The sequence below is a fragment of the Candidatus Desulfosporosinus nitrosoreducens genome, assembly GCF_030954495.1.
In the GTDB taxonomy this organism is placed as follows: Bacteria; Bacillota; Desulfitobacteriia; order Desulfitobacteriales; family Desulfitobacteriaceae; genus Desulfosporosinus; species Desulfosporosinus nitrosoreducens.
This window is the reverse complement of the sequence record NZ_JAVHUW010000070.1, coordinates 112,902-133,741: the sequence shown is the minus strand read 5'-3', so window position 1 is coordinate 133,741 and position 20,840 is coordinate 112,902. Positions and strand designations below refer to the sequence as shown.

General features: G+C 44.4%; 28 protein-coding genes and 1 riboswitch. Of the genes, 2 read left to right on the top strand and 26 right to left on the bottom strand.

Going from position 1 to position 20,840, the window contains the following annotated elements; genetic code table 11:
- Nucleotides 1-22: 22 nt before the first annotated feature.
- The 21 genes from REC12_RS19805 to REC12_RS19705 form a co-directional block, all read right to left on the bottom strand.
- On the bottom strand, nucleotides 23-214 hold the full coding sequence (locus REC12_RS19805; protein WP_308897490.1) for a hypothetical protein: 192 nt from the start codon (nucleotides 212-214) through the stop codon (nucleotides 23-25).
- Nucleotides 207-407, bottom strand: coding sequence for a DUF362 domain-containing protein (locus tag REC12_RS19800; RefSeq protein ID WP_308897489.1), 201 nt, complete (start codon nucleotides 405-407; stop codon nucleotides 207-209). Before REC12_RS19800 ends, REC12_RS19805 begins: the two co-directional genes overlap by 8 nt.
- A gap of 268 nt (nucleotides 408-675) precedes the next feature.
- Nucleotides 676-1,650 (bottom strand): ammonia-forming cytochrome c nitrite reductase subunit c552, encoded by a 975-nt coding sequence (locus REC12_RS19795; protein WP_308897488.1) that lies wholly within the window; start codon nucleotides 1,648-1,650, stop codon nucleotides 676-678.
- A 20-nt stretch (nucleotides 1,651-1,670) separates the two neighbouring features.
- Nucleotides 1,671-3,383 carry a methyl-accepting chemotaxis protein gene (locus tag REC12_RS19790; protein WP_308897486.1) on the bottom strand — a complete coding sequence of 571 codons (1,713 nt, stop codon included), beginning with the start codon at nucleotides 3,381-3,383 and terminating at the stop codon, nucleotides 1,671-1,673.
- A gap of 110 nt (nucleotides 3,384-3,493) precedes the next feature.
- Nucleotides 3,494-3,577: riboswitch (cyclic di-GMP riboswitch) on the bottom strand.
- 136 nt (nucleotides 3,578-3,713) lie between these two features.
- Nucleotides 3,714-4,064 carry a hypothetical protein gene (locus tag REC12_RS19785; RefSeq protein WP_308897484.1) on the bottom strand — a complete coding sequence of 117 codons (351 nt, stop codon included), beginning with the start codon at nucleotides 4,062-4,064 and terminating at the stop codon, nucleotides 3,714-3,716.
- 38 nt (nucleotides 4,065-4,102) lie between these two features.
- Nucleotides 4,103-4,270 carry a hypothetical protein gene (locus tag REC12_RS19780; RefSeq protein WP_308897483.1) on the bottom strand — a complete coding sequence of 56 codons (168 nt, stop codon included), beginning with the start codon at nucleotides 4,268-4,270 and terminating at the stop codon, nucleotides 4,103-4,105.
- 372 nt (nucleotides 4,271-4,642) lie between these two features.
- Complete coding sequence (locus tag REC12_RS19775) at nucleotides 4,643-5,011, bottom strand: hypothetical protein (RefSeq protein WP_308897480.1); 369 nt, start codon at nucleotides 5,009-5,011, stop codon at nucleotides 4,643-4,645.
- The gene (locus REC12_RS19770) at nucleotides 5,011-5,439 is read right to left on the bottom strand and encodes a hypothetical protein (RefSeq protein WP_308897478.1); all 429 of its coding nucleotides are present in this window, start codon (nucleotides 5,437-5,439) and stop codon (nucleotides 5,011-5,013) included. Before REC12_RS19770 ends, REC12_RS19775 begins: the two co-directional genes overlap by 1 nt.
- 121 nt (nucleotides 5,440-5,560) lie before the next feature.
- The gene (locus REC12_RS19765) at nucleotides 5,561-5,989 is read right to left on the bottom strand and encodes a hypothetical protein (protein ID WP_308897476.1); all 429 of its coding nucleotides are present in this window, start codon (nucleotides 5,987-5,989) and stop codon (nucleotides 5,561-5,563) included.
- 85 nt (nucleotides 5,990-6,074) lie between these two features.
- The gene (locus REC12_RS19760; protein WP_308897473.1) at nucleotides 6,075-6,824 is read right to left on the bottom strand and encodes a DUF4367 domain-containing protein; all 750 of its coding nucleotides are present in this window, start codon (nucleotides 6,822-6,824) and stop codon (nucleotides 6,075-6,077) included.
- On the bottom strand, nucleotides 6,817-7,377 hold the full coding sequence (locus tag REC12_RS19755) for an RNA polymerase sigma factor (RefSeq protein ID WP_308897471.1): 561 nt from the start codon (nucleotides 7,375-7,377) through the stop codon (nucleotides 6,817-6,819). Before REC12_RS19755 ends, REC12_RS19760 begins: the two co-directional genes overlap by 8 nt.
- A 362-nt stretch (nucleotides 7,378-7,739) precedes the next feature.
- Nucleotides 7,740-9,257 (bottom strand): hypothetical protein, encoded by a 1,518-nt coding sequence (locus REC12_RS19750; RefSeq protein ID WP_308897469.1) that lies wholly within the window; start codon nucleotides 9,255-9,257, stop codon nucleotides 7,740-7,742.
- Between the two features lie 2 nt (nucleotides 9,258-9,259).
- A complete protein-coding gene (locus tag REC12_RS19745; RefSeq protein ID WP_308897467.1) occupies nucleotides 9,260-9,625 on the bottom strand; it encodes a hypothetical protein in 366 nt (121 codons plus the stop codon).
- Nucleotides 9,626-9,664: 39 nt separating this feature from the next.
- A complete protein-coding gene (locus REC12_RS19740; protein WP_308897466.1) occupies nucleotides 9,665-10,282 on the bottom strand; it encodes a cytochrome b N-terminal domain-containing protein in 618 nt (205 codons plus the stop codon).
- Nucleotides 10,279-10,731, bottom strand: a complete 453-nt coding sequence (locus tag REC12_RS19735; RefSeq protein WP_308897465.1) for a QcrA and Rieske domain-containing protein — start codon at nucleotides 10,729-10,731, stop codon at nucleotides 10,279-10,281. Before REC12_RS19735 ends, REC12_RS19740 begins: the two co-directional genes overlap by 4 nt.
- Before the next feature lie 38 nt (nucleotides 10,732-10,769).
- Nucleotides 10,770-11,666 carry an NrfD/PsrC family molybdoenzyme membrane anchor subunit gene (gene nrfD, locus REC12_RS19730; protein ID WP_308897463.1) on the bottom strand — a complete coding sequence of 299 codons (897 nt, stop codon included), beginning with the start codon at nucleotides 11,664-11,666 and terminating at the stop codon, nucleotides 10,770-10,772.
- A gap of 22 nt (nucleotides 11,667-11,688) precedes the next feature.
- Nucleotides 11,689-12,264, bottom strand: coding sequence for a 4Fe-4S dicluster domain-containing protein (locus REC12_RS19725; protein ID WP_308897461.1), 576 nt, complete (start codon nucleotides 12,262-12,264; stop codon nucleotides 11,689-11,691).
- Nucleotides 12,265-12,277: 13 nt separating this feature from the next.
- Nucleotides 12,278-14,491, bottom strand: coding sequence for a molybdopterin-containing oxidoreductase family protein (locus tag REC12_RS19720; RefSeq protein ID WP_308897460.1), 2,214 nt, complete (start codon nucleotides 14,489-14,491; stop codon nucleotides 12,278-12,280).
- 26 nt (nucleotides 14,492-14,517) lie between these two features.
- On the bottom strand, nucleotides 14,518-15,096 hold the full coding sequence (locus REC12_RS19715; RefSeq protein ID WP_308897458.1) for a YeeE/YedE thiosulfate transporter family protein: 579 nt from the start codon (nucleotides 15,094-15,096) through the stop codon (nucleotides 14,518-14,520).
- A gap of 1 nt (nucleotide 15,097) precedes the next feature.
- Nucleotides 15,098-15,628, bottom strand: coding sequence for a YeeE/YedE thiosulfate transporter family protein (locus tag REC12_RS19710; protein ID WP_308897457.1), 531 nt, complete (start codon nucleotides 15,626-15,628; stop codon nucleotides 15,098-15,100).
- Nucleotides 15,629-15,630: 2 nt separating this feature from the next.
- A complete protein-coding gene (locus tag REC12_RS19705) occupies nucleotides 15,631-16,533 on the bottom strand; it encodes a hypothetical protein (RefSeq protein ID WP_308897456.1) in 903 nt (300 codons plus the stop codon).
- A gap of 443 nt (nucleotides 16,534-16,976) precedes the next feature.
- Between REC12_RS19705 and REC12_RS19700 the strand changes: the two genes are divergently transcribed.
- Nucleotides 16,977-17,192 carry a hypothetical protein gene (locus tag REC12_RS19700; RefSeq protein ID WP_308897455.1) on the top strand — a complete coding sequence of 72 codons (216 nt, stop codon included), beginning with the start codon at nucleotides 16,977-16,979 and terminating at the stop codon, nucleotides 17,190-17,192.
- Nucleotides 17,193-17,241: 49 nt separating this feature from the next.
- Here REC12_RS19700 and REC12_RS19695 read toward each other — a convergent pair whose 3' ends face one another.
- Nucleotides 17,242-17,658 (bottom strand): MerR family transcriptional regulator, encoded by a 417-nt coding sequence (locus tag REC12_RS19695; protein ID WP_308897453.1) that lies wholly within the window; start codon nucleotides 17,656-17,658, stop codon nucleotides 17,242-17,244.
- A gap of 66 nt (nucleotides 17,659-17,724) precedes the next feature.
- Nucleotides 17,725-18,138: an iron-sulfur cluster assembly scaffold protein gene (locus REC12_RS19690; protein WP_308897451.1), complete on the bottom strand. Its 414-nt coding sequence runs from the start codon at nucleotides 18,136-18,138 to the stop codon at nucleotides 17,725-17,727.
- Nucleotides 18,139-18,280: 142 nt separating this feature from the next.
- Here REC12_RS19690 and REC12_RS19685 point away from each other — a divergent pair, with 142 nt between their 5' ends.
- Nucleotides 18,281-18,751: an HAD family hydrolase gene (locus tag REC12_RS19685; RefSeq protein ID WP_308897449.1), complete on the top strand. Its 471-nt coding sequence runs from the start codon at nucleotides 18,281-18,283 to the stop codon at nucleotides 18,749-18,751.
- 66 nt (nucleotides 18,752-18,817) lie between these two features.
- On the opposite strand, the gene REC12_RS19680 is transcribed toward REC12_RS19685, so the two are convergent.
- From REC12_RS19680 to REC12_RS19670, 3 genes are all read right to left on the bottom strand, one after another.
- A complete protein-coding gene (locus tag REC12_RS19680) occupies nucleotides 18,818-19,672 on the bottom strand; it encodes an Mrp/NBP35 family ATP-binding protein (RefSeq protein WP_308897446.1) in 855 nt (284 codons plus the stop codon).
- A gap of 111 nt (nucleotides 19,673-19,783) precedes the next feature.
- Nucleotides 19,784-20,164 (bottom strand): NifB/NifX family molybdenum-iron cluster-binding protein, encoded by a 381-nt coding sequence (locus REC12_RS19675; protein WP_308897444.1) that lies wholly within the window; start codon nucleotides 20,162-20,164, stop codon nucleotides 19,784-19,786.
- Nucleotides 20,165-20,228: 64 nt separating this feature from the next.
- Nucleotides 20,229-20,675 (bottom strand): DUF134 domain-containing protein, encoded by a 447-nt coding sequence (locus REC12_RS19670; protein ID WP_308897442.1) that lies wholly within the window; start codon nucleotides 20,673-20,675, stop codon nucleotides 20,229-20,231.
- Between the last annotated feature and the right edge of the window lie 165 nt (nucleotides 20,676-20,840).

Sequence of the window (20,840 nt, the reverse complement as noted above, 5' to 3'; positions counted from 1 at the left end):
CTATGCAGCTGGATTTTGAGCCTTATAACGACTTGATTAAATTTAGCAAGCGCTCACGTTCTTCTTCCAAGTCTTCGCGTTCCGCCACCAGCCTGGGTTGCACTGAATGGTATGGCCAACGTGCCTTAAGATCTGCCAGTTTATTCTCAACCTCGTTTAATTGCCTCTGAAGCTCCTGGCGTTTAAGTTGCTGTTCTTGACTTTTATCATCCATTCCGTTTGCTCTCTCCCATCTCTACAAAGGTAATGGCGCCGTGCATACAGGCTTCCATGCAAGCTTCACACTCTACACATTTTGCAGGGTCAACGACCGCTAGATGTGACAACATGGTAATCGCCCCTTCCGGACAGCTATTGACACAGTGTTTGCACCCCCGGCAAAGCTTTTCCAAGATGAACGCTGACATTTTTTCTCCTCCTCATTCCAGAGAACGTCTCCGTCATCCCATACTCCCGCAGGGTATGGGATGATTTCAATATATTTTTATCGCTTTCATTTGTCAACCCCTTTGCACGGAACTCATTCGGAAATTTTCAAATTAAAAATTGTTGTCCGCATAATTCCAGGCAATAGAACCTCATGGGGCTGCACTTTACGATTAATTCTCAGCGGCTAGAGAGCCATGGATATGAAGGAGACATACACCGTAAAGACCGGGCGGCAGTTTGAACGGGCTAATTTATTAATTGCTCCGCCTGCGTTAATTTTTTGCCAATGTCGTCCATGATAGTTTTAGTATAATCCAGATTATGTACACCCCAACTTTTGTCGTTTTCCACAAAACTCAAGTTGGTCATAACTATATCTGTTAATTGTTTTGCTTGGTTGTAATTAGGAGTGCTGGTTAAACCGGCAAGCTTTTTACTGTCCTTGGCAAGACGATCATCAAATGTTTTAGCTTCATTTTTCAAATCGGTTTGAATTTGGTCAACATGTGTCGCAAATTTCTGTTCATCTTCAGTCGCGTGACATAAATAACAGGAAGCGATGGTTTTGTCCTTTAAAGCTTGACTAGGAAGGGTCGCCACAAACGTATGGTTTTCGTTTGGCATGTGACAATCCGCGCAAGAAATTCCATCTGTATATCTTTTATCGGGCATAGCCGCAATACCGAGCGCACCAGTTCCTTTAAACATATTCGATTGAGAGTTATGAACCGCACTTCCCGGTTTGATACCCGTTGCCACATGACAGGATGAGCACAGCTCGGTAGGATTAGCTGCATTTCTAAAAGCAATATACCCTTTGGCATCCAAGGTGTGACAAGTTCCACACGTTATGGACGTTGTCAAAGACTGAATTGACGGCTTATTGCTGTCCGGAGCGATGGCATACTCGTAGGAGTGGCATTGATAACAGCTATTCGTGACGTGGCCGCCCGGCGTTTGCTTTTGATCATTTAGTACCTTCAGGGACTGAGCATGTACGCTTTTATCGTACTCTTGCCTAATAGGAGTATAAATGTCCGTTTTGGGCTCCGGATCAGGCAATTTGATTTTTATTGAGTTAGTTGCTGCGCCTTCACTCGTTGTATTAGGCGCTGCAGTTGTTTGGCGAGCGGTGTAAAGTCTAGGCAGTTGGGTAATAATCACAATTCCAAGTACCAAAGGAATAATGAGCAACATTCTTTTGGAATATTTGAATTTCATTTCTAGCCCCCCTTAATAATCTAAACAAGAAATCGTTCAACAGAATGGTGCAATTCTTCCGCTAAATGGGTTAGCGCTTCGGATTGACCTTTTAATTCTTTGGTAAATTCTGTTTGATCCGAAACGTTGGCCTGCACTTGAAAGGTTTGTGCTACTGTACTCTCAGTAAATTGCTCTAAATTGCGAGATTGTGTGTTTATCATCTCACTTGCGGCTGTAAGTTCCTCAATGGTTGAATATACGTCCTGGATTTCATCCGCTTGCTTTTGGGCATTTGCGATAATTTCCTTAAGGTCATCTGTCATGTCATAAACGATATTTCTTGCGTTAGCAACGGATTTATTCCCATCTTCCAGGACAATGAGGGTTCTTTTAGAGAAATTCAGCATATGGTTGATACGTTCCGAAGTCATTGCATTATTCTCCGCACTGGCCTTGGCTAATTTCCGTATTTCATTAGCTATAACTGAGAAACCACGGCCATGTTCACCATTCCTGGCTGCTTCAATTTCCGCATTCAGAGCCAATAAGTTAGTAGCGTCGGCAAACTGTTTAGTGACCGTCGTAATATCGGCGACTTCCTGGAATAATACGGAAAGCTCTTTAACAATTTTATTGGCTTCCTCCGAGTTGTTTTTCATTGTTTCTAATTGAGTGATTGCCGCCTGAAGTTTTTGTCCCCCTGCTTCCGCTTGAATCGACGATAGTTTTGCGGTTTCTGTAATATGCTGGCTGGAGACGGCTATTTGATTAATACTCATATTGTTTTGTTCAATAACGGTTGTCATTTGTTTTAAATTTTCCATGTTGAGCTTAGCGCTCTCCGCAGTATTTTCAAAAGTTTCATTAATTTCAAGGGATATCTTTTCCGACTGAATTGTCGATTCGGTAATTTTTCCGCTTGAGGTTAAGATTTGTTTCCCTTTATCCGTAGTCTCCCTGATCAGCTCAGAAAGGTCCTCTATCATTGAGTTAAATGACCGGGCAAGCTGTCCTAATTCATCTTGGCTGTCTGTCTTGACTTTATGTCGAAGGTCGCCATTAGCTACTTTATTAGTCACTAAAATTATTTCAGTGATAGATCTCTTGATCTCCAAGGCCACAAAATACGTTACAATAATTGAGATAATCAGCCCAAGAATTATTAAGCCAACCGATGATATTGTAGTATTGAGTATGTTGTGGTTATTTTGATTTTGAGTAGCAGCCACCAGATCAAGAATAGCCGTGGACAAATCGGAGCTTGCCTGTACAATTTGATTGGCAGCAGCTCCCGTGTTGGGAATAATCTGATCAACAATTGTTTTATTGCCGCTGATATATTGGGTAAATAAGTTATTGACCAAATAGCTGAAACTATCGTGTTTGTATTGAACATTTTCCAGCAAATCGGCCTGTTCATTTCCCAGATACTTTTTTAAGTTATTAAACTCTTGATTAAAGCTTCGATCATTATAACGGAAATCATCGACAATCTGATTATGCCTCTTATCATCGGTTGTAGAAACGAACTCTAAGGCCATATTCTGTTGTTTAATAATAATCGACTTAATAGCGTCATTTTCTTTGATAATTTGAATGTATTTAGTATTAGAATTTTGTGATATGATTTGGGCCTTCTTTATGTTTAGATATAGGAAGATTGTAGTGGAAATAACCAAAATTGTTGTTACTAGTAAACCTAACATTAACTTGTTAAACAAAGATAGGTTTTTGTAAAGGAATATTTTCACAAGCACCCCCCCTAATTTTCATTTTTTAACACATCCGCATTGATATAATTATCCCAAGAATAAGACTTGCCAAACTTTCTGACCAAATAAAAAACCTAGTTTATAATAATTATAAACTAGGCCGGTTGCGCTACTCATTCCACATGTATCAAGCGCCCAAATAAAATACATGTTTCAAAACTTCCTTGTTAACATACGTTATTAATATAAAATAAGTTCAAACTAAATGTAGTATATCATAGTAGTATCGCGAAATTTGTCAAGATATGTCGTCGGAATTAAAAATTTTCCGTCATTTTATGCAAATTCATAATCATGTAGGTCTTATCGCTAGCTCGAATAATTATATAAAATATCACCTGATTTTACCCAAGCATCCCATTCAGAAGGCCCCGAAACCCATACGAACTCTCCTTGTCTTTTTTTGAGTCTTACTTGCATTGAGTATGGGACTGTTGTTGGATTTACTGTACTTATCTTATTAAAATCTGATATTTCACACGCAGAACAGCCAATCCTCAAAAAGCCTTCATTAGGTTCTACTTCTGATGGTGAGGCAAGAAAATTTTCTTTTATCCACGTATCGGAAACACTGGAGATATCAAACTGGATGATAGAGACTTGTATCCAATCATTCCAACGGGGTAATGGTTTTATTAAATTCCCTTTTTCTAATTCCACAATAGCAGGACCATCTGGGTAAAGTTGTCCTTGAGTTTTTAGGAATTGCCAATATGAACTTTACTATAAAATTCTTGTTGGTACAAATCTAATGTTTTACTTAAATCTTCTAAATTTCCGCTTTTTAAAGCGTTAATATAGTCTCTAACTGCTTGTTTACCTTCATTAATATCCTCCGATGTAATTGTTTTTTCCTGATCAGGCATATTATTAATGCTTTTGTTCCCAATATTCTTTTGAAATTCAGAACATCAAATATATTAGATGATAAAATTAATATGAATAGCGTGGATAAAATTCTTTTCAATGATTATTATCGATCCTTTCAAAAAGGAAAAATAAAGTCCTTTTCCTGCAAATAAACAGTTTTTCAACTTTTCTTGAAGGCGTTTTATTCTTCCGCTTAAATCCTTAGCCAATTTAATTATTTCTGCTTTATCCGCTTCTCTTTATTAACAATAAGGAGATTAATACAATTAATCCCCGAATTTAGTTGAACAAAACTCGGGGATTAATTTATACATTATAATATTAATTCTTTAAAAAACCTAAGTAGCTAGTTAAAAGTTAAATCATGGTTAATACGATTGAAGCTTAGATGAGTTGTACGTGTAAGCAACGCCATTATATACAATATAGTGATACCCAAAAGCGTAAAATTGCTGTGAACCAGAAGGATTATTTGCTGACATATTTGCTTGTGCCCAAGTATCACCTACTCTATTTCCGCTAGCAGTGTCTGCTAAAACGCCATCTACATAAAAACTACCATCTGCTCTAATTTGTGTACAAACGACATCCGCAGAGGAAACTGCATAAGCATTTACGAAGGAACCACCATTGACTAAAGTACAATAACAGTTAGGTGAAAAAGCATACGCAGCAGGTACGCATAACAATAATAAAATCAAAGTTGTTGCAGCAATTTTATAGATTTTTGTACTCATTATTTTGCCTCCTTAACTATATGACCTATTTGGACTGGCTTTTCTTTTGATATATCAAACTGAGTAAGGGAGACAGTTCCATTAGCGTGCTTAATCGCTATTGAAACCTTATTACCTTCAAGGAAATAGACTGGCAAATAATCACCAACCACGGAAATTTTCTCATCATTTAGCATAAATGTAGCAACAGCTAATTTTGACTTTGTATCGTTAATTTCCGTTTTCGTATTATCAAATATATCTTCGGCAAAAAGAACCTGTGCCTTTTGAGTGTCTAAATCAAAATTTTTGATAGCTGAATCACGGACAGTATATTCCTTTTCTGAATATTTGTTATTACTATAAGCATTACCATTCATCAGCGTGAGCGATAGAATTACTACTCCAGCTAATATTCCAACTCCTGCAAATAATTTCTTTATGTTCATGATTTATAAACCACCTCTCCATTTTTTAATAAAATAAATATTATATATGGTCACCTCTTTGTAATTAATTGTTTAAAATCATCGTAATCTTATTGCTCAAAAATAAAGCATGTAAATTGCCCTAATACCAATAACTTGACCCAGTGTAAGAAGCCTGTTCTACCAGGGCATCATCCTGATACACCGCTCCGGTTGAAACCAGACGGTAATTATAACCGCTCACGACATACCACTTCTGATTCAGATAGCCGCTGCTACTATAAGAAGTGCTTGACCAACTTTTGATTGTCTGCCAACTTCCATTGATGTACTGTTGGATGCTGGCATTAATAACTACTTTGTTTATGTTGCTTCGGGCATAAAGGCTTGTATCAAATTGAGCCAGTCCACTGCTGGAAATTTCAAAGGAATTTGTGAATTCCGTAATGCCGACCCATAAAGGCCCTTTTTCTGAATTAGTTACTTGATTTGTTCCAAGGGCAAACGCCTGCATGGGAACCAGGCAAAGGATTAAAATTGACAGGACGAGAACCGCTGCTCTCTTTCTCATAAAATTCACCCCCTTTCATTTATCCTTCATACAAATAAACGAAAGAGGGTAGTCTTTTGTTACACTTTCCTTGGAAAGATTTTCATTATTTTTCGCTTACGCTTTCAGCCATTTTAATCATTTCTGCTTTATCCGCTTCTCCTATAAGGGAAAACAGAAATTTTTCTTTCCAGACAATACTGACAAGGCCTTGTTTTTCCGCTAAAAGGGCATCGTTATTGTGCATTGAAATATTCTGAACAGTAGCACCTTCCGTATCTACTCTTAAATCAGTATCACTACTTCGATACTGGGTGAAGCGAAGGGTTTTACCTTGCTTATTGGTATAGTAAATAGCTTCTAACATATCACGTTCTTCTGTTTTAACAACTTTAAAACCAGGGGGAATATAGTTGGGAACATATCCATTCCAATCCTGTGGGATTTGCTCGTTATTCTGTTTCGTTAGGCCGTTATTTTTATCTTTCGTTTGAATGCTGGTGTATTGATTTTGGATATTCAGAATCATATTTAAGGCTTTCACTCTTAAAGCTTGAACACTAGCCACGACTACAGCAAAACTTCCTAATAAGACCAACAAAAAAATAGCCGCTTTTGGCAGAAGCCTGACGGTTTTTCTGCTTATTTTCTTAAATGATTCTCTTCGGTCATGCCTTTTAATCAGTTTCTTCATTTTTTGATCAAATTCGGGCGGAAGGACAAAATCAGAAGCAGAATCATCTTCAATCGAATGCTCAATAATTATGTTTTCTACATGACAGGCAGCGGCATATTCGAAGAGTGCTTCCAGCATTTTTTCCCTAGCATGCACCTTGGCCGGTTCGTGTTCACTCATGATTTTTCGCCTCCTGTTCCTGTGATAATAATTTGATCAGGCTCCTTCTGGCACGGTGAAGTCGTGTTCGAACGTTTTCGGGTGTAATATTCAAGATCCGGGATATCTCCTCATCGTCATAGTGATAAAAAAATTTAAGCGAAAGAATATCAGCGTAAGGTGGATGTAATTTCCTAATTATTGCTGCCACTTCGGTAAAGGTTTCATTGTTAATTAGAATTTCTTCAACACTTGGTTCCGATTTAGCTAAATCTTCTTCAATTTCTTCGATAGAGACGCCGTATTGCTTTTTCCTCAGCCGGTAGATATCAATGGAAACATTTCTAATAATAATAACGAATAAAGCTTTTATTTTGTTGCACTCGTTTCCAATAATCTTTTCAAAATTATTGGAAATGTTAATGAAAGCCTCCTGAACAGCATCCTGAGCCAAATGTTCATCATTTAAAATCCTATATGCTACCTTGTACATCCAAGAAGCATGTTCTTCATACAAAACACTTAGTCTACTGCGGTTTTCCTTATTCCGAATCGCAGCAAAAATAATTAACATGAACTTTTCTCCCTCTTCACTAATAAGTTAAAATTCATCCTTCTTTATAAATAGGTATCCAAACATTTATAGCAGTAAATACGGATAAAAATATTTATTTAGCCTTCAAATGAAAATTATTTTACGGTTAATTGCCATAAAAAAATAGAAAGTTATCAAACGATAGGTCACAATATATCTAAAATATTTTTTATTTTTAATTATTATACCACATAAATATGTCACTTTTAAAAAACCACTATTTTTGCAAAGAGAATCTAACAATTTAAGCGCATAAAAAAGAAAGCATCGCTACCGCCAATGACAGGCAGTTTGCGATACCTCAACGTTCTTAAAATACATAAAATGATTATAGCAGCCCGCTAAGGATGGGAGGCGCTGCGGTCATGACATTTGTGGCAGGAATCCGCTCCCTGCTCCAGCAAGGATTGTTGGCACTTGCTGCCATAAACTAAAGGAACTTTAAACGTCTGACCGGTCACCCGGCTGCTCTGCAGCCACTCATTTCCTTGATGGCGGATAAACGGCAATTCTTCTCCTTTGCCCGTTACCAGGATTTCATCCCCGACTTTTAAGGCCGGAAACTTAGGGTTGGTTATTTGCTCCTCAAAGGCTAAATCGTGCGAATCGACAATTTTCTTGGTTTGCGGGAGATTTTCCTTGGTGCCGTGACAGTCCTGACACTGCAGGTGAACAGCCTCATACTGCGATGTATGAAGTTTGCCGTCTCCCATCACATCTTGCCTCGTGTGACAATCGATGCAGTCCAGACTCACTTCACATCTGGCAAAAATTTCTCCGGGCAGGTAGTAATCCTGAACACGATCCAGCCAAGTTGTATCCCCGGATTTCCAATCACGTATAACTTTGGTCATATCTGAGCGCAGGGCAAAGTTCAAGTTTACCGGGTCATGGTTTCCTTGATTATGGCATTGATTGCACTGCGTATAAGGAATTTGCGTTGTCAAGCTATGGACCATTCCGTAGCCAATATTATTGGATTTCATAGTCGTATCAGTGCCTGTGTAGGTATGCGCAGGGTTCGTTAAGACATGACATGTCTCACAGCCGCTTCCTTGAATTTTGCTCTGCGCCCCGGCCTGCCCTTTGGCTTGGGTACCGTCTTGTTCTGGTGCGCCTGACCAGGAGCCATTATTTGCAGTCGTTAAAACCGGGAGGTCACCGCCACTTTGATGGCATTGGCGAAGACAGTTCTGCTGGAAATCCTGCTGATTTGCCCGTCCTGGGAGCGGATTGGGATAAAGGGCGGCCACTTGTCCTTTGCTCAGACCCGGAACCTCTTCGGTCTTGTCGTATCCGAACATTCTGCGCAGGACACTGAGCTCTCCGGCCTTGGTGGACATTATTGAGGTTTTTACAAGGTCGACTTCATTCTTAGCCTCTTCCGGGTTCCCTGCGTGACAAAGAACACCATTTGCTCCAGTTCCTCCGCAGCTTAGTGCAGCCACATTCAGCGAACCGGGATGCCCTCCTCCATACATCTGGGCATGAGCCGTCGCTTTATCCAAAGAAAGAGGGTTGCCGCCATGGCAAACGGCGCAGCCAAAAGTGTTGCTGGGATGAGAGCTTGATATTTCTTCAAGACCCACATGACAGGTTTTGCAGCGCTCGACCTTCCCGTCGGGAAGAACCAGATCGATAATCTCAGGTTTTCGCTTTTGATAAGCGGCTATTTCCTGTTGCAGACGGCTTTTCTCAGCGTTATCCCGGGCCGCTCCCAGTTGAGCCTGCAAGCCGGCAATCTGCTCTTGGAAATATTCTTCCTGGTATTGAGACCAACTTGGAGTCTCGTTTTCGGCTATGATGATCAGAGCGGCAAGAATCAGCAAGAGGCCGGCCAGCAAGATCTTCTTTTTCATGCTTAAACCCACCACAATTCCGTAGCCGCATACCACAGCAATAGAATAAGGACGAATCCCCATAGAACACTGAAGATTCCTTTTCCCCAGGCGTCCCCAAGATGTTTGGCAAACCAGGGCAGACCTGCCAGCCCCGCAACAATCAGGGTCGGAATAGCTATAACCCCCAGCCGGGGAGGAAGATAGAGCAGAAGAACCTGGAACGGCCCAAAAATCCAGGGCGCTGCCGCCCGGGAAACGGCGGGAGCCAAATTGCTCGTTCCGACATTAGGCGTGAATTTTAAAGCCAGAGCTGTGCAAAAGATCAAAAAAACCAGCGCGGCAATGCCTTCATTTTCTTTCAGATTATTTAGCGGGGAATGAGCCATTCTCTCCTCCTCCTTGTCAAAACATCCGCTGCAACAGGGCTAAAGCGGCCGTACTCCGCCGTCACGGCGAATCCGCCAAAAATGATAGAACTGCAGAAATAGGGCGGCAAAAGGCAAGCCCACACAATGCCAGACATAAACCGCTAAAGTACTGCCGCTCAAGGCCGAAGGCCGGCCCAAAAAAATTTGCGCCAGTCCCGGACCCAGGCCCGGAATCAATTTAAGAATATTGACGGCGACGGTTGCCGCCGCACCGCTTTCCTGAGAACCGACGAGCAGAAAACCGGTAAAATCCAAGACTAAAACAAGAATCAGCAAGCCGACGCCTACCAGCCAATTGAGCTGCCTTGGCGGCTTATAGGAATGGGTCCAGACTACCCGCAGCATATGCAAATTAACCGTTACGACCATGATTTGGGCGGACCAATAATGTAAATTACGCAGGAGGCCGCCATAAGGAAGCACACTCCCTAGGGTAAGCACACTGCTGAAACCGGTGTTTTCTCCCGGCAGATAATGAAACATTAACAGGAGTCCCGTGATCCCGAGAATGATAAAGGCCAGAAAAGACAAACCGCCGAGACAAAAGGTGTAAAAAACGGAAAGCACCCGTCCGGGAACCTGGCGCGGCCTGATATGATTGACAAAATTACTCATACTCGTTCATCCAATCCAACTTGCTTCGCCGTGTTAATGATCAGCGATCCGTCCGCTTTTCGTTCCACGGCCACCCTTGGCAAAGCCTGCGGGGCAGGGCCCGATATGGGCCTGCCCTCCGCGTCATAAATACTGCCATGACAAGGGCAGCGCCATTCCCGCTGGTCCCGGTGATAATTCACTTCGCAGCCGAGATGAGTACAGGTTGCCGCCAAAGCCATAATTCCCTGCCCGTCCCTTTTAAGCCAGACCCGTGAACCGGGAACCTGCAGCCAGTCGGCGTTTTCCTCAGGTATTTCGGCAACATATACCAGCGGAGAGCGCGGCTGATCCTCCTCACTCGTCAGATACTGAGCGAGAGGTCTGACCGTCAAGGCCCCGGCCGCGACGGCTCCGGCCCAAGCCAAACGCAGTATTGCCCGTCTCGACCAGATTAATTGCCTTGTCATAATCTTCCCCCTCCTCTCTTCCGCCGAGGATAAGGCTTTTAGAACCAACCGCTCCCTTGTCCGGCGTAGGTTATGATATAGCGCACGAAAAAACCGCCTAAAAGAACCAGAAAGCTGCTGCCAATCGTTGCGGACAGTGCCCAGCGCACTGGGATTTTGTCTTTCAGCTCCAAATACTCTAAAGCAAAGGGGAGAAGCAGGCCCAGCCCGACAATCAGAACCCAGAAAACCAGGGCAAACTCTCCGTAGAGCAGACTGCCAAAAGCCTCCGCAATACTCGGCGAACTTAGTCTGCCCACAATAATCATCGCCACCAGTATAAAACATTCCAGCAGGATGAGTAAAGCGTCGGCTTTGGTCAAAACCTGCAGTTCTCTGTGGCGGGCGCGCTGCCAGGGACTCAGAGCCGAGATCAGAAGGACCGCCGCCACACCGGTGGACAAAGCCGAAACTAAAAAGAGCACCGGCAGCAGGGGTGTCGTCCACAAGGGACGTACGGCGGCCTTAAGAAGCAGGCCTGTATAGGAAGCTACCCCTAAGGATAAAAAAGGCATTATTTTGGCCTGGCGTCGTTTCCATTGGTCCAGGGACTTCTTCCCGCTGTAAATTTGAAACTTCTCCGGAAGCCAAAGATAGAGATAAACAACACTGAGAAGCGTGAAAAAGAGAATCATCCAACTTCCATAAGACATCGGCGACCTGAGCCGCAGGGTCATAAATAAGCGGTAGGCATTAAACGGGCTGCCTAAATCAAGTAAAAGTACGCCTAAACCTAAAGAAATCGGGAAGGGTGCGATAAAGGCGCCCCAGCGGCCTACACGTTCGAAATCCCGGCCGCCCCGGAGCAAGGCCAGATTAGACGTGACCATGGCTCCCGCACTCACACCCGCCGTGAAGAGATAAATAACAATCAGCAAGCCCCAGGTTATCTCCACGTAAAATCCCTCCTTTTAAGTGTCATTGGCCTGCGGGTATTTCCGGTACCAAGTCGTCAATGTAATAAATACTGGGGCCTGTTCCGACTTGCGTGAGCAGCCGCCGGGTTGGATATTGAGCAATCAACTTGGCGACAACACTGTTCGGATCATTGAGGTCACCGGCCTGACGGGCCTGCCCCAGGCAGGTTTGCACACAAGCCGGTTTTAGTCCCTGTTCCAAACGCTGTAAACAGAAGGTGCATTTATCCGCCTTTCCTGTTTCCGGGTTGAGAAAGCGGGCCTCATAGGGGCAAGCGGTAAGACAATATTTACAGCCGATACATTTGCTGTTTTCGACAAGGACGATGCCATCGGAACGTTTTTGGGAGGCGCCTGTGGGGCAGACTGCGACACAGGGAGGATGCTCACAATGCATGCAATTTCCGGGCTGAAAGACTTCCTTAACCTTGGGGAACTTACCTTGTACTCCACTGCTTTTCACCCAATTGCGCGTCTTCCCCAGCGGTACGTCGTTTTCCGCCCGGCAGGCGACCATACAGGCATCGCAATCGATACAGCGCGAAGTGATCAGGACAAATCCCATGCGAACCGCCATACTCTACTCCCTCCTACGCCTTATTCACAGTGATAAAGGTTTCACTTAAGGCTGAACTTCCCGAGAGCGGGTCCGTAACCGTCTTATGCAGAGCGGAATCGCTTACCCCGCGTTTATAGGCCGATTTCAAGCCCTTGCTTACATGCCCGAACCCTCCGACCATGAAGATGCAGTCCGGACGTATCCCCTCGGTAACATAAGCTTTGACACTGACCTTGCCGACTTCACTTTCCAGGACAACCGCTTCATCCGTCTTAACTCCCAGCTTAGCGGCCACTGAGCTGTGCAGCCAGGCCCGGTTTTCCGGAAAAACCTCCAAGAGCCAGCGATTGTTTTGCGTAAACATCTGAGAATGCTGAGCCGTCTTGCCCGTCAAAAGGTAATAGTGGTTTTCCGAAGGGCGGGGTGGTTCGTCCCAGGTAGGCACTGATTTTTTGCCCATCTGGGCCATAATACTGGAAGAGATTTCGATTTTTCCGCTGCTCGTCTGAAATTCAAAGTCTTTGGAGTGATCTTCCTGCAGAGCCGGCACCACATAATGCCCTCTCTTCTGCAGCTCTTCCAAACTGATCGGGAAGGGCTTAAGCTGCTGAGTCAGGAGATCCTTCTCATCCTTATAAGGCAGAAATTCTCCCAGCCCTAACTTATCCGCCAGCTCCTTATAGATCATTAAGCTGCTCTTCGTATCATATAAAGGCTCAACAACGGGTTGGCGGATAAAGATCTTGTCGCCAATGGGAATCAAGCCGTCATAACGTTCCAGATAGCTGGATTCCGGTAAAATAACGTCGGCATAATAAGCGGTATCACTGGCTTGAATGTCAATCACGGCTACAAAATCCAATTTCATAAAAGCATTGATCGTTTTTTGCCGTTCGGGAATGGACAGAATGGGATTTTGCCGGGAAATCAGCCACCCTTTAGCTTCATAGGGCTTGCCCGACAAAATGTTGTCCCGCATGGTCTGGATAACCCCGTAAGACAAGGGCACCATAGGATACTGCCAGGGCACGCCGTCGAGCCGCATTCCCTGGGCCGCCGGGAAAGGGGGATGAGACAAAATCCCCAGCTTTGCCGTGTTGATTTCCTGATCGGGAATCAGGCCGCCCGGCTGAGCCCAGTTGCCGATCAGGGCATTAAGGACGGCAATGGCCCGTTCCGCTTGGAAGGAATTCTTAAAATTCGAAGTCCGCCAGTTGGGGTGGGCGATGGCCGCCGGAGCAGCGGCCGCAAACTCCCGGGCAATGCGCCGAATCGTCGCCGCCGGAATCTCACATTTCTGTTCCGCCCATTCCGGGGTATAGTCCTGCACTTCCTTGGTCAGCTCTGCGAATCCTTGAGTATAAGCCGTGAGAAAACTGGCGTTATAGAGCTTTTCTTTAATAATTTCCTGAATCATGGCCAGAAAAAAGGCTGAATCCGTGCCGGGACGTATGGGCAGCCATTCCGTAGCTTTAGCCGCCGTTTTGCTGAAGCGCGGGTCGAGAACAACGACTTTAGTCCCCCTGGCGACCATCTCAATCATTTCCTGCGTTTCATTGTTGGAAATTCCCTCGGCCAGGTTTCTGCCCGCGAAAATCATATACCGGCAATGTTGGTAATCCGTCCCCGGCTGCGCTACTCCATAGGTATAGAGAAAACCCGTAGTCATGGCATTAAAGCATAAGCTTCTCTGAGTGCCATAGTTGGGGGAACCATAAGCTTTAAGCAAGGTCTCAAAGAAAGGCTGAGACAAATTATCTGTGGAGTTAAACATCATCGCTTTCGCGCCATACTTCTCCTTGATCTTCTTCATCTGCTCGGCAGTATAGCTTAAAGCTTCATCCCAAGAGGCCCTGCGCCATAACCCGCTTCCCCGCGCTCCCGCCCGGATAAGCGGGAATTTCAGGCGATCGGGACTGTACATCGTCTCGATCCCGGCATTCCCCCGGGGACAGAGCTTGCCGAGATTATTAGGATGGTCGGGGTTTCCTTCCAACTTTTTCACAACACCGTTTTCCACCTTGGCTATCACCCCGCAGCGCCAGACACACTGCTCACAAATTGTGATAACCTTCCTGGTCTCCGTACCCGCCGCTGCCTGCGGAGAAGGCTGATCCACGGCAAAGGTCTTACCCGGCGACAAAAGCCCCAGGCCTGCAGTCGCACCAAGTGCCGCGCCTGCGGCAGTAGCTTTAATAAACTGACGGCGGCTGAACAATTGGTCCCAAGTGAAGACTTTGGACACCTTGAGGCCTCCCTTCCTTTCGGCTGTTAATTCATGTTCAAGTCCTTGACTTGCTTAGCGGAAACCTCTTTTGGTTTCTCGGCGATCTTTGATCCTACATAAAACACGAGGGTGCAAAGGACGAAAAGGGCAATAAAGAGCCAGTGATTGACATGGAACAGTTCTTCCAGCGTTTGTTGTCCATAGGAACCGATATTGGATATCTTTAAGAAAACCGACTGATAAGTGGCCCCAAAAATAACGCCTCCGGCTAGAAAACCTAAACCACCGGGAATTAAATAATCCAAATTTCCCTGACCACAGCCTGTGATCAATGTCCCCGGTCAGGTGCCGGCTAAAGCCATACCCACACCAAAGAGAAGACCGCCAAACAGGTTGCCGAGTATATAGGTGGAAGAGACCTGATCCAGGCGAATCAAACCGAGGTCCTTGAGAGTATAGATGCCCACCAGCCCCACGGAAATTCCCGTCATCATGAATTTCATGACCGTATTGTCTTTAAAACGAAATTGGTTGACAATCCGATGGTAATGACCCAATCCGGCCTTCTGCAGCGCGAAGGCAAAGAAAAAACCAATGAGCAAAGGAACAACATAGGTCATCATCTTAATAGTCACCTCCGTAGAGAAGTTTGGTCGTAATAATTCCGGAAGCGAATAAGCCGGCAATAAAGATCAAACCCGCCGGCGAAAGCTGCATGGTTCCGGAAATCGCCAGACCGCTCGTACATCCGCCCGCAATCCCGGCGGAGTATTCGATGATGATCCCGCCGATGAAGATTAAGAGCCATCGTTTTAGCTTACTGGGGCCGAAGTTCTGCGTCCACTGCTGATCAGGCATCGTTCTGAGCTTGAAGTCCTTGGACCATTTACTGGAGACAAAAGCTCCCAGAAGCATGCCTATAAACAAAATGATTTGAAAACTAACAACCGGAGGCATCTGGAATTTGAAATACAGGGAGTTGGCCAGGCTGACATGGAATGTTTTAAGCAGAATGCTGTCGATACTTTCGATTCCCCCGGAAGAACCGATAGTTTTGTCAACCAAAACGTAAGAGGCAATGGCCGTTAAGCCCAAAAGAAACCCGGCAGCCCAAGGGGACCACACTTTTTCCTGCATTTTCTCCTCAAAGGACATACTTAATCTTCCCCCTTTCCCTTCTTCCTGGCTGGCAATACCAGCGACTTCAATTCCTCCTCATTCATGGTTGGCAGCAGGAGGACAACCTCTTCCGGCAATTGAGTTAAAACTTGCAGCAATTGAGGTCCATGCTCACTGGCGAGGATTGTTTTAAGCGTCAGAACAGTGTGCATATCCCCTTTTAACAGTTGCCTGAAAACATCCTGAACCTCCGGGGGCAAAGTGTTAAAGGGGACGTTTTTCTGCTTTCCTTTGAGGAAAGCCCAAGGCCATAACCCTTTTTTCCATTTCCAAAGCAGAACTCCTAAAGCCAGAAGCGCCAAAATATCTGCCAGGATTAAAACCCAGGCCAGCCAGGATAGTTGATCCCTGCTGTTAAAATCAATAAGATCAAAGTTGGGATTGGCGCTTGGCGGAATTTGGCTGGCTGCCGGCGAAGGCGCGACCGTGCCGCCGCCGGCTCCTGCCGCCGCGTCTGTTCCCACCCCGGAGGAGCCGGGTACGGTGGAGGCACTGCCTGTAGAACCGGAAGCTGTCGCTGTCCCTCCATATTTAGCCACCCGAGCCGCCGTATCTGCCGGATGACAAGAAACGCAGGATTGATCGGGTTGGCTCAGAGGATTAGCCACCAGTCCGGCGTGGGCTTTCGTTTTATCGGTTTCCGTAGCCACTCCTAAATGACAAGCCTGGCAAAAATCTCCGAAAGAATGCTGACTATGCCAATCCCCCTTTTTAGAGACGGGGTCCGCACCTTGAACTTCATGGCAAGTTTTGCAAGAAGAAGTGGATGCCCCACAGGCGGCCTGGGTATCCTGGGGAGCGGACAGCCAAAAATACCCCGCTAGAAGGATGCCGAGAATTCCGGTTATAAGGTTAACTAGGGACACGCTTTTCTTTTTCACCTTTGCTCCTCACCTCCAGATAAATTAAAATATTCAGTATATTTTAGGGGTACTTGGTCCTGGTTTACTCACCTCCAAGTCCTTTGATTTTATAGACTCCAAAGGATTTTTTATGATTGTCTTTGCAAGTTTTTACATTGCACCTGGTGTTTAGGGCTTTATTATGGTAAGATATTCACAAATCATATCCCCTTCCCCCATGGGGTGGGGTATGTGGTTATAGAATACACTGAAATGAGCAATAGGTCAATAGCGGACAATAATACCCCTTTGCAGTTTTAGCCGCTGACTAATCCGCTCTAAGACTCCCGCTTCTGCAAGCGGTAAGTTAAGAGCGGCTATGTCCCTGGATAAGGGCAACTAAGATTCAGATGGAGTTAAAACTCCACCTGAATCAAGTCTGCTTTATTTATTATTAGACTTGAGGGAAGGAGACACGAATCATGGATGATTGGTCATTAGTAGGGAAAGAGGATTTAATCCGCCGCCTGAAAACCTTGTCCGAGGAGCTTGAAGAACTTGAGGAGGAAAAAGGCTATGTTTTAAAGCAAACCGGTTTGCATCTTCCCGGTCATAGGGTTAAAAAATACGAAGCCGAGTTATTAGCCTTAAAAAATTCCATCGCTGAGCTTAAGAAGGAATTAGAACGCCGCAAATAAGCATAAAAAAACGACGTTGTGATCGTCGTTTTTTTATGCTTATTTGCGCTCAATCGCTGCAATCCTGCTGTTTTTTACAACTCCTCAAAAGAGCACAGGAATTGCACATTTCAGCCTTATCGCTGGCCACGAGACAATAGGTATCCTTAGTCTTCCAGCAAGCTTTTGCTTCATTAATCGATACGGGACTGTTTTGATAGGCTCCGCCTTTACAATTGCGATTGTACCAGCAAGAATATATAGAGATCAGGTGCTTAACTCCGGCAATATTTAAACCTTTTTTATCGATTAAATATTTTATAAACTGGAGTCTCTTGACGTCATTATTGGAATATCTTCGCTGGTGTCCTTTTCTATCGGGGTGTATAAGATCATTTCGTTCCCAAACTCTTAGGGTCTCCGGATGTTCTTCAATCAGTTCGGCCACGGTACCGATCGTATACAATCCCTGATCCTCATCAAGCATTATTTATCACTTCCAAATAATGTTTAAATGTGGTTTGGGGAAAGATAAGTTGGAATTTAATTGTATTCAGGAATTTGAAGCTTCTAATTTTTGAAACTGAATGTGATAAATTCCCCGCCTCATCAGATAATTATCGATTGCTTTTCGCAAAGTGCTTAAAATCAGATTTATACTCTTCTGTTGATCTGACTCAGGCGAACACTCTAAGGCATCTATAACATCCTGTTCCGTTATTTTCAAGGCATCGGACAGATGTTTGCCTTTAGCTAAAATAGTCGCCATACTGCAACCGGCCATCTCCACTGAGGCAGCGCTAACCCAAAAATTAATCTTGGTTATAACTCCAAATTCCACTTTAAGATAAACAGTATACGTGGTTCCGCTTTGAGAATCTTCTACAGTTTCTTCACCATCCGAGTCACGCATTTGACCAAGGTTTTCCGGATTTTTATTTAGTTCGATAGCCTTTTGCGAATACATCTTTTTCACCACCATTTAAACTAATGATCACATTATATGGTATCATATAACTAATTTCAATAAAATTATTGATGTATTAGGTATAATATTTTATTACTTTCATCAAAGTTATTCTTGAGCTTTGACAAAGGAGGAAAATTCTATGCTGGTGATTAAGATTCCCGGCAGGGACACTATAGCCCTGGAAGTGTTAATTCTGGATTTTAATGGGACGGTGGCTTTGGATGGCAAGTTATTCGAATCAGTCAAAGCAAATCTTGTCCAGTTGGCTCCATTTCTGGAGATTCACATAATCACCGCTGATACTTTCGGCACTGTCGAGAGCCAATGTCAAGATTTGGCCGTACACGTAAAGGTCTTGGAAAGCGCGAACCACACCCAAGAAAAAGCGGATTATCTTGCCAAATTTAACGCACGCCATGTAGCGGCCATAGGAAACGGTTCTAACGACCAATTGATGCTGGAGCGGGCGTCTCTGGGCATCGCCGTAATCGGATTCGAGGGAGCCAGTATGCAAACGCTATTGTCAGCCGATGTGGTTGTCAATAACATTGAAGGTGCTTTAGGTTTGCTCATAAAACCCCAGCGCCTTAGAGCGACCTTAAGACGCTGACCATTATGGAGGCAAAAAAGACCAAGCACTGCCTTAAAAGACGCTCTTGGTCTTGATTATGTTGGATTAAGCCAGCTTCTCACCGCTATGTTTTCTGACTTCCTCAGCTAAACGTTTAGCTATTTGATCGAAAACCGGTGACTGATAATCTTCGATATGACCCGCATCCGACAGAGTAGCTAATTCCGGATCGAGGGGGAGTTCACCCAAAAACGGAATAGACATCCGCTCCGCCTCTTCCTGTCCCTGAGGTTTGCCAAAAACTTCGATTCTGTGGCTGCAATCCGAACACTGGACATAAGCCATATTTTCAACTAAACCATAAATCGGCGGTTTATAGTTGCGTACCATTTTAATGGCCTTACGGACAACCATATTGGCCAAGGATTGAGGACTTGTTACCATAACGACACCATCAATTGGCAGCGTTTGGAATACCGTGATGGGAACATCTCCTGTACCAGGCGGCAAATCAATTAGGAGGTAATCGAGATCACCCCAAATTACTTCCGTATAGAATTGAGTGACAATCTGGGTGATTAAAGGTCCTCTTAAAATGACTGGATCATCTTCAGTTTCAATCATAAGATTTAAAGACATAACTTTAATTCCGCCGCGGCTCTCAGGAGCCAAAATTCCGGTCTTGCTGACTCCGGCTTTGCCTGAAACTCCAAAAATCTTGGGAATACTGGGTCCGGTTATATCGGCATCTAAAACTCCCACTTTGTATCCCTGGCGCATTAAACTCACGGCTATCATGCCGGTAACAGAAGATTTTCCAACTCCTCCCTTACCGCTCATAACCGCAATGACTTTGTCAATATGACTGGCTTTTTGAGCATCTGTCAATTTCGGTTCACTTGGACAGCTATCCTGACTACAGGAACCTGCTGCGGAACAGCTATTACACGCCTCACTCACGCTACTGCCTCCCTTTCTGCTGACAATTTTTACCCACGAAGGGCGATAATCAATTTATCTTACTCCCCTAATTCTTGCTTTGTCAAGTTTGTCCATTGAGCAAGGATCAACTCAGTGACATTGATGATCGTGATGGTGATCATGGCCATGATCATTTTGACAGACTGATCCGGTGCTGACAATTTTGCCTTCGGCATAGGCTTGTGCTACATCGGCTACTCTGCCGGAAGCTCCTGACACTACTTTTAAACCTACGGCGTTAAGACCATTAATCATTCCCCCGCCGATTCCTCCGCAAACAAGCACTTCCACGCCTTTGTTCTTGAACATATTGGCAAGTCCTTCATGCTGGTGTTGGAGGCCTGTCGCACTAAGTTTTTCGACAAAGCGGGCTGTCGAACCTTCAATTTCAAAGACCGTAAATCCCGCAGCCCGTCCAAAATGAGCATCCAGAACTTCACCATTGGTTGGAATCGCAATTTTTTGAGACATAAAAACCCCTCCTAATAATAAAGTATTTCCTTTACGAACCTTCTTCACAACAAGCTTTGGTTTTTTAAAATTGACCATCACAGGGACGTTTAAGCCCACTGTCCAAGCGCCTTTTTTTTAGGTCCCCGCATTGAGGGCAGGTTATTTCATAGCCATGCTTCCCGCCTGCGGAACACGGTTCCTCTTCCCAAATATGACGACAATTCAGGCACTCGAAAACCCTATTTTTTATTGTGTAATTACCTCCTTGAATAATAATCGGTCTGCCTTCTACCAAAGCAGTGGCAATTTTCTCCCGAGCTGCTCCAAGGATTCGCTGAAACGTCGCTCTGGAAATTCCCATAGATGCCGCACACTCAGCTTGATCGAGTCCCACTTTATCTTTTAAACGAATGGCTTCCAGCTCTTCAAGCCGGACCAACACTTCCGGCCAACGTGAGTATCCCTGCGGAATAAACGTTTGGCAGGCTATTGTTTCATCGATTCGACCACAACAACGGCGCCTTGGCATTGGATCAGCTCCTTTTGGGCATATGCTCAATTCAATTATAGCAAAATTTCCGGAATAATCAAGTTAAGAGCTTATTCAGTCTTAACTTTCGAAGCACTGAACAAACTCATGCATCTTAAAATCCAGAAAAATGTGGTTATCTTAAAGAAAGGCCCGTCCCAAATT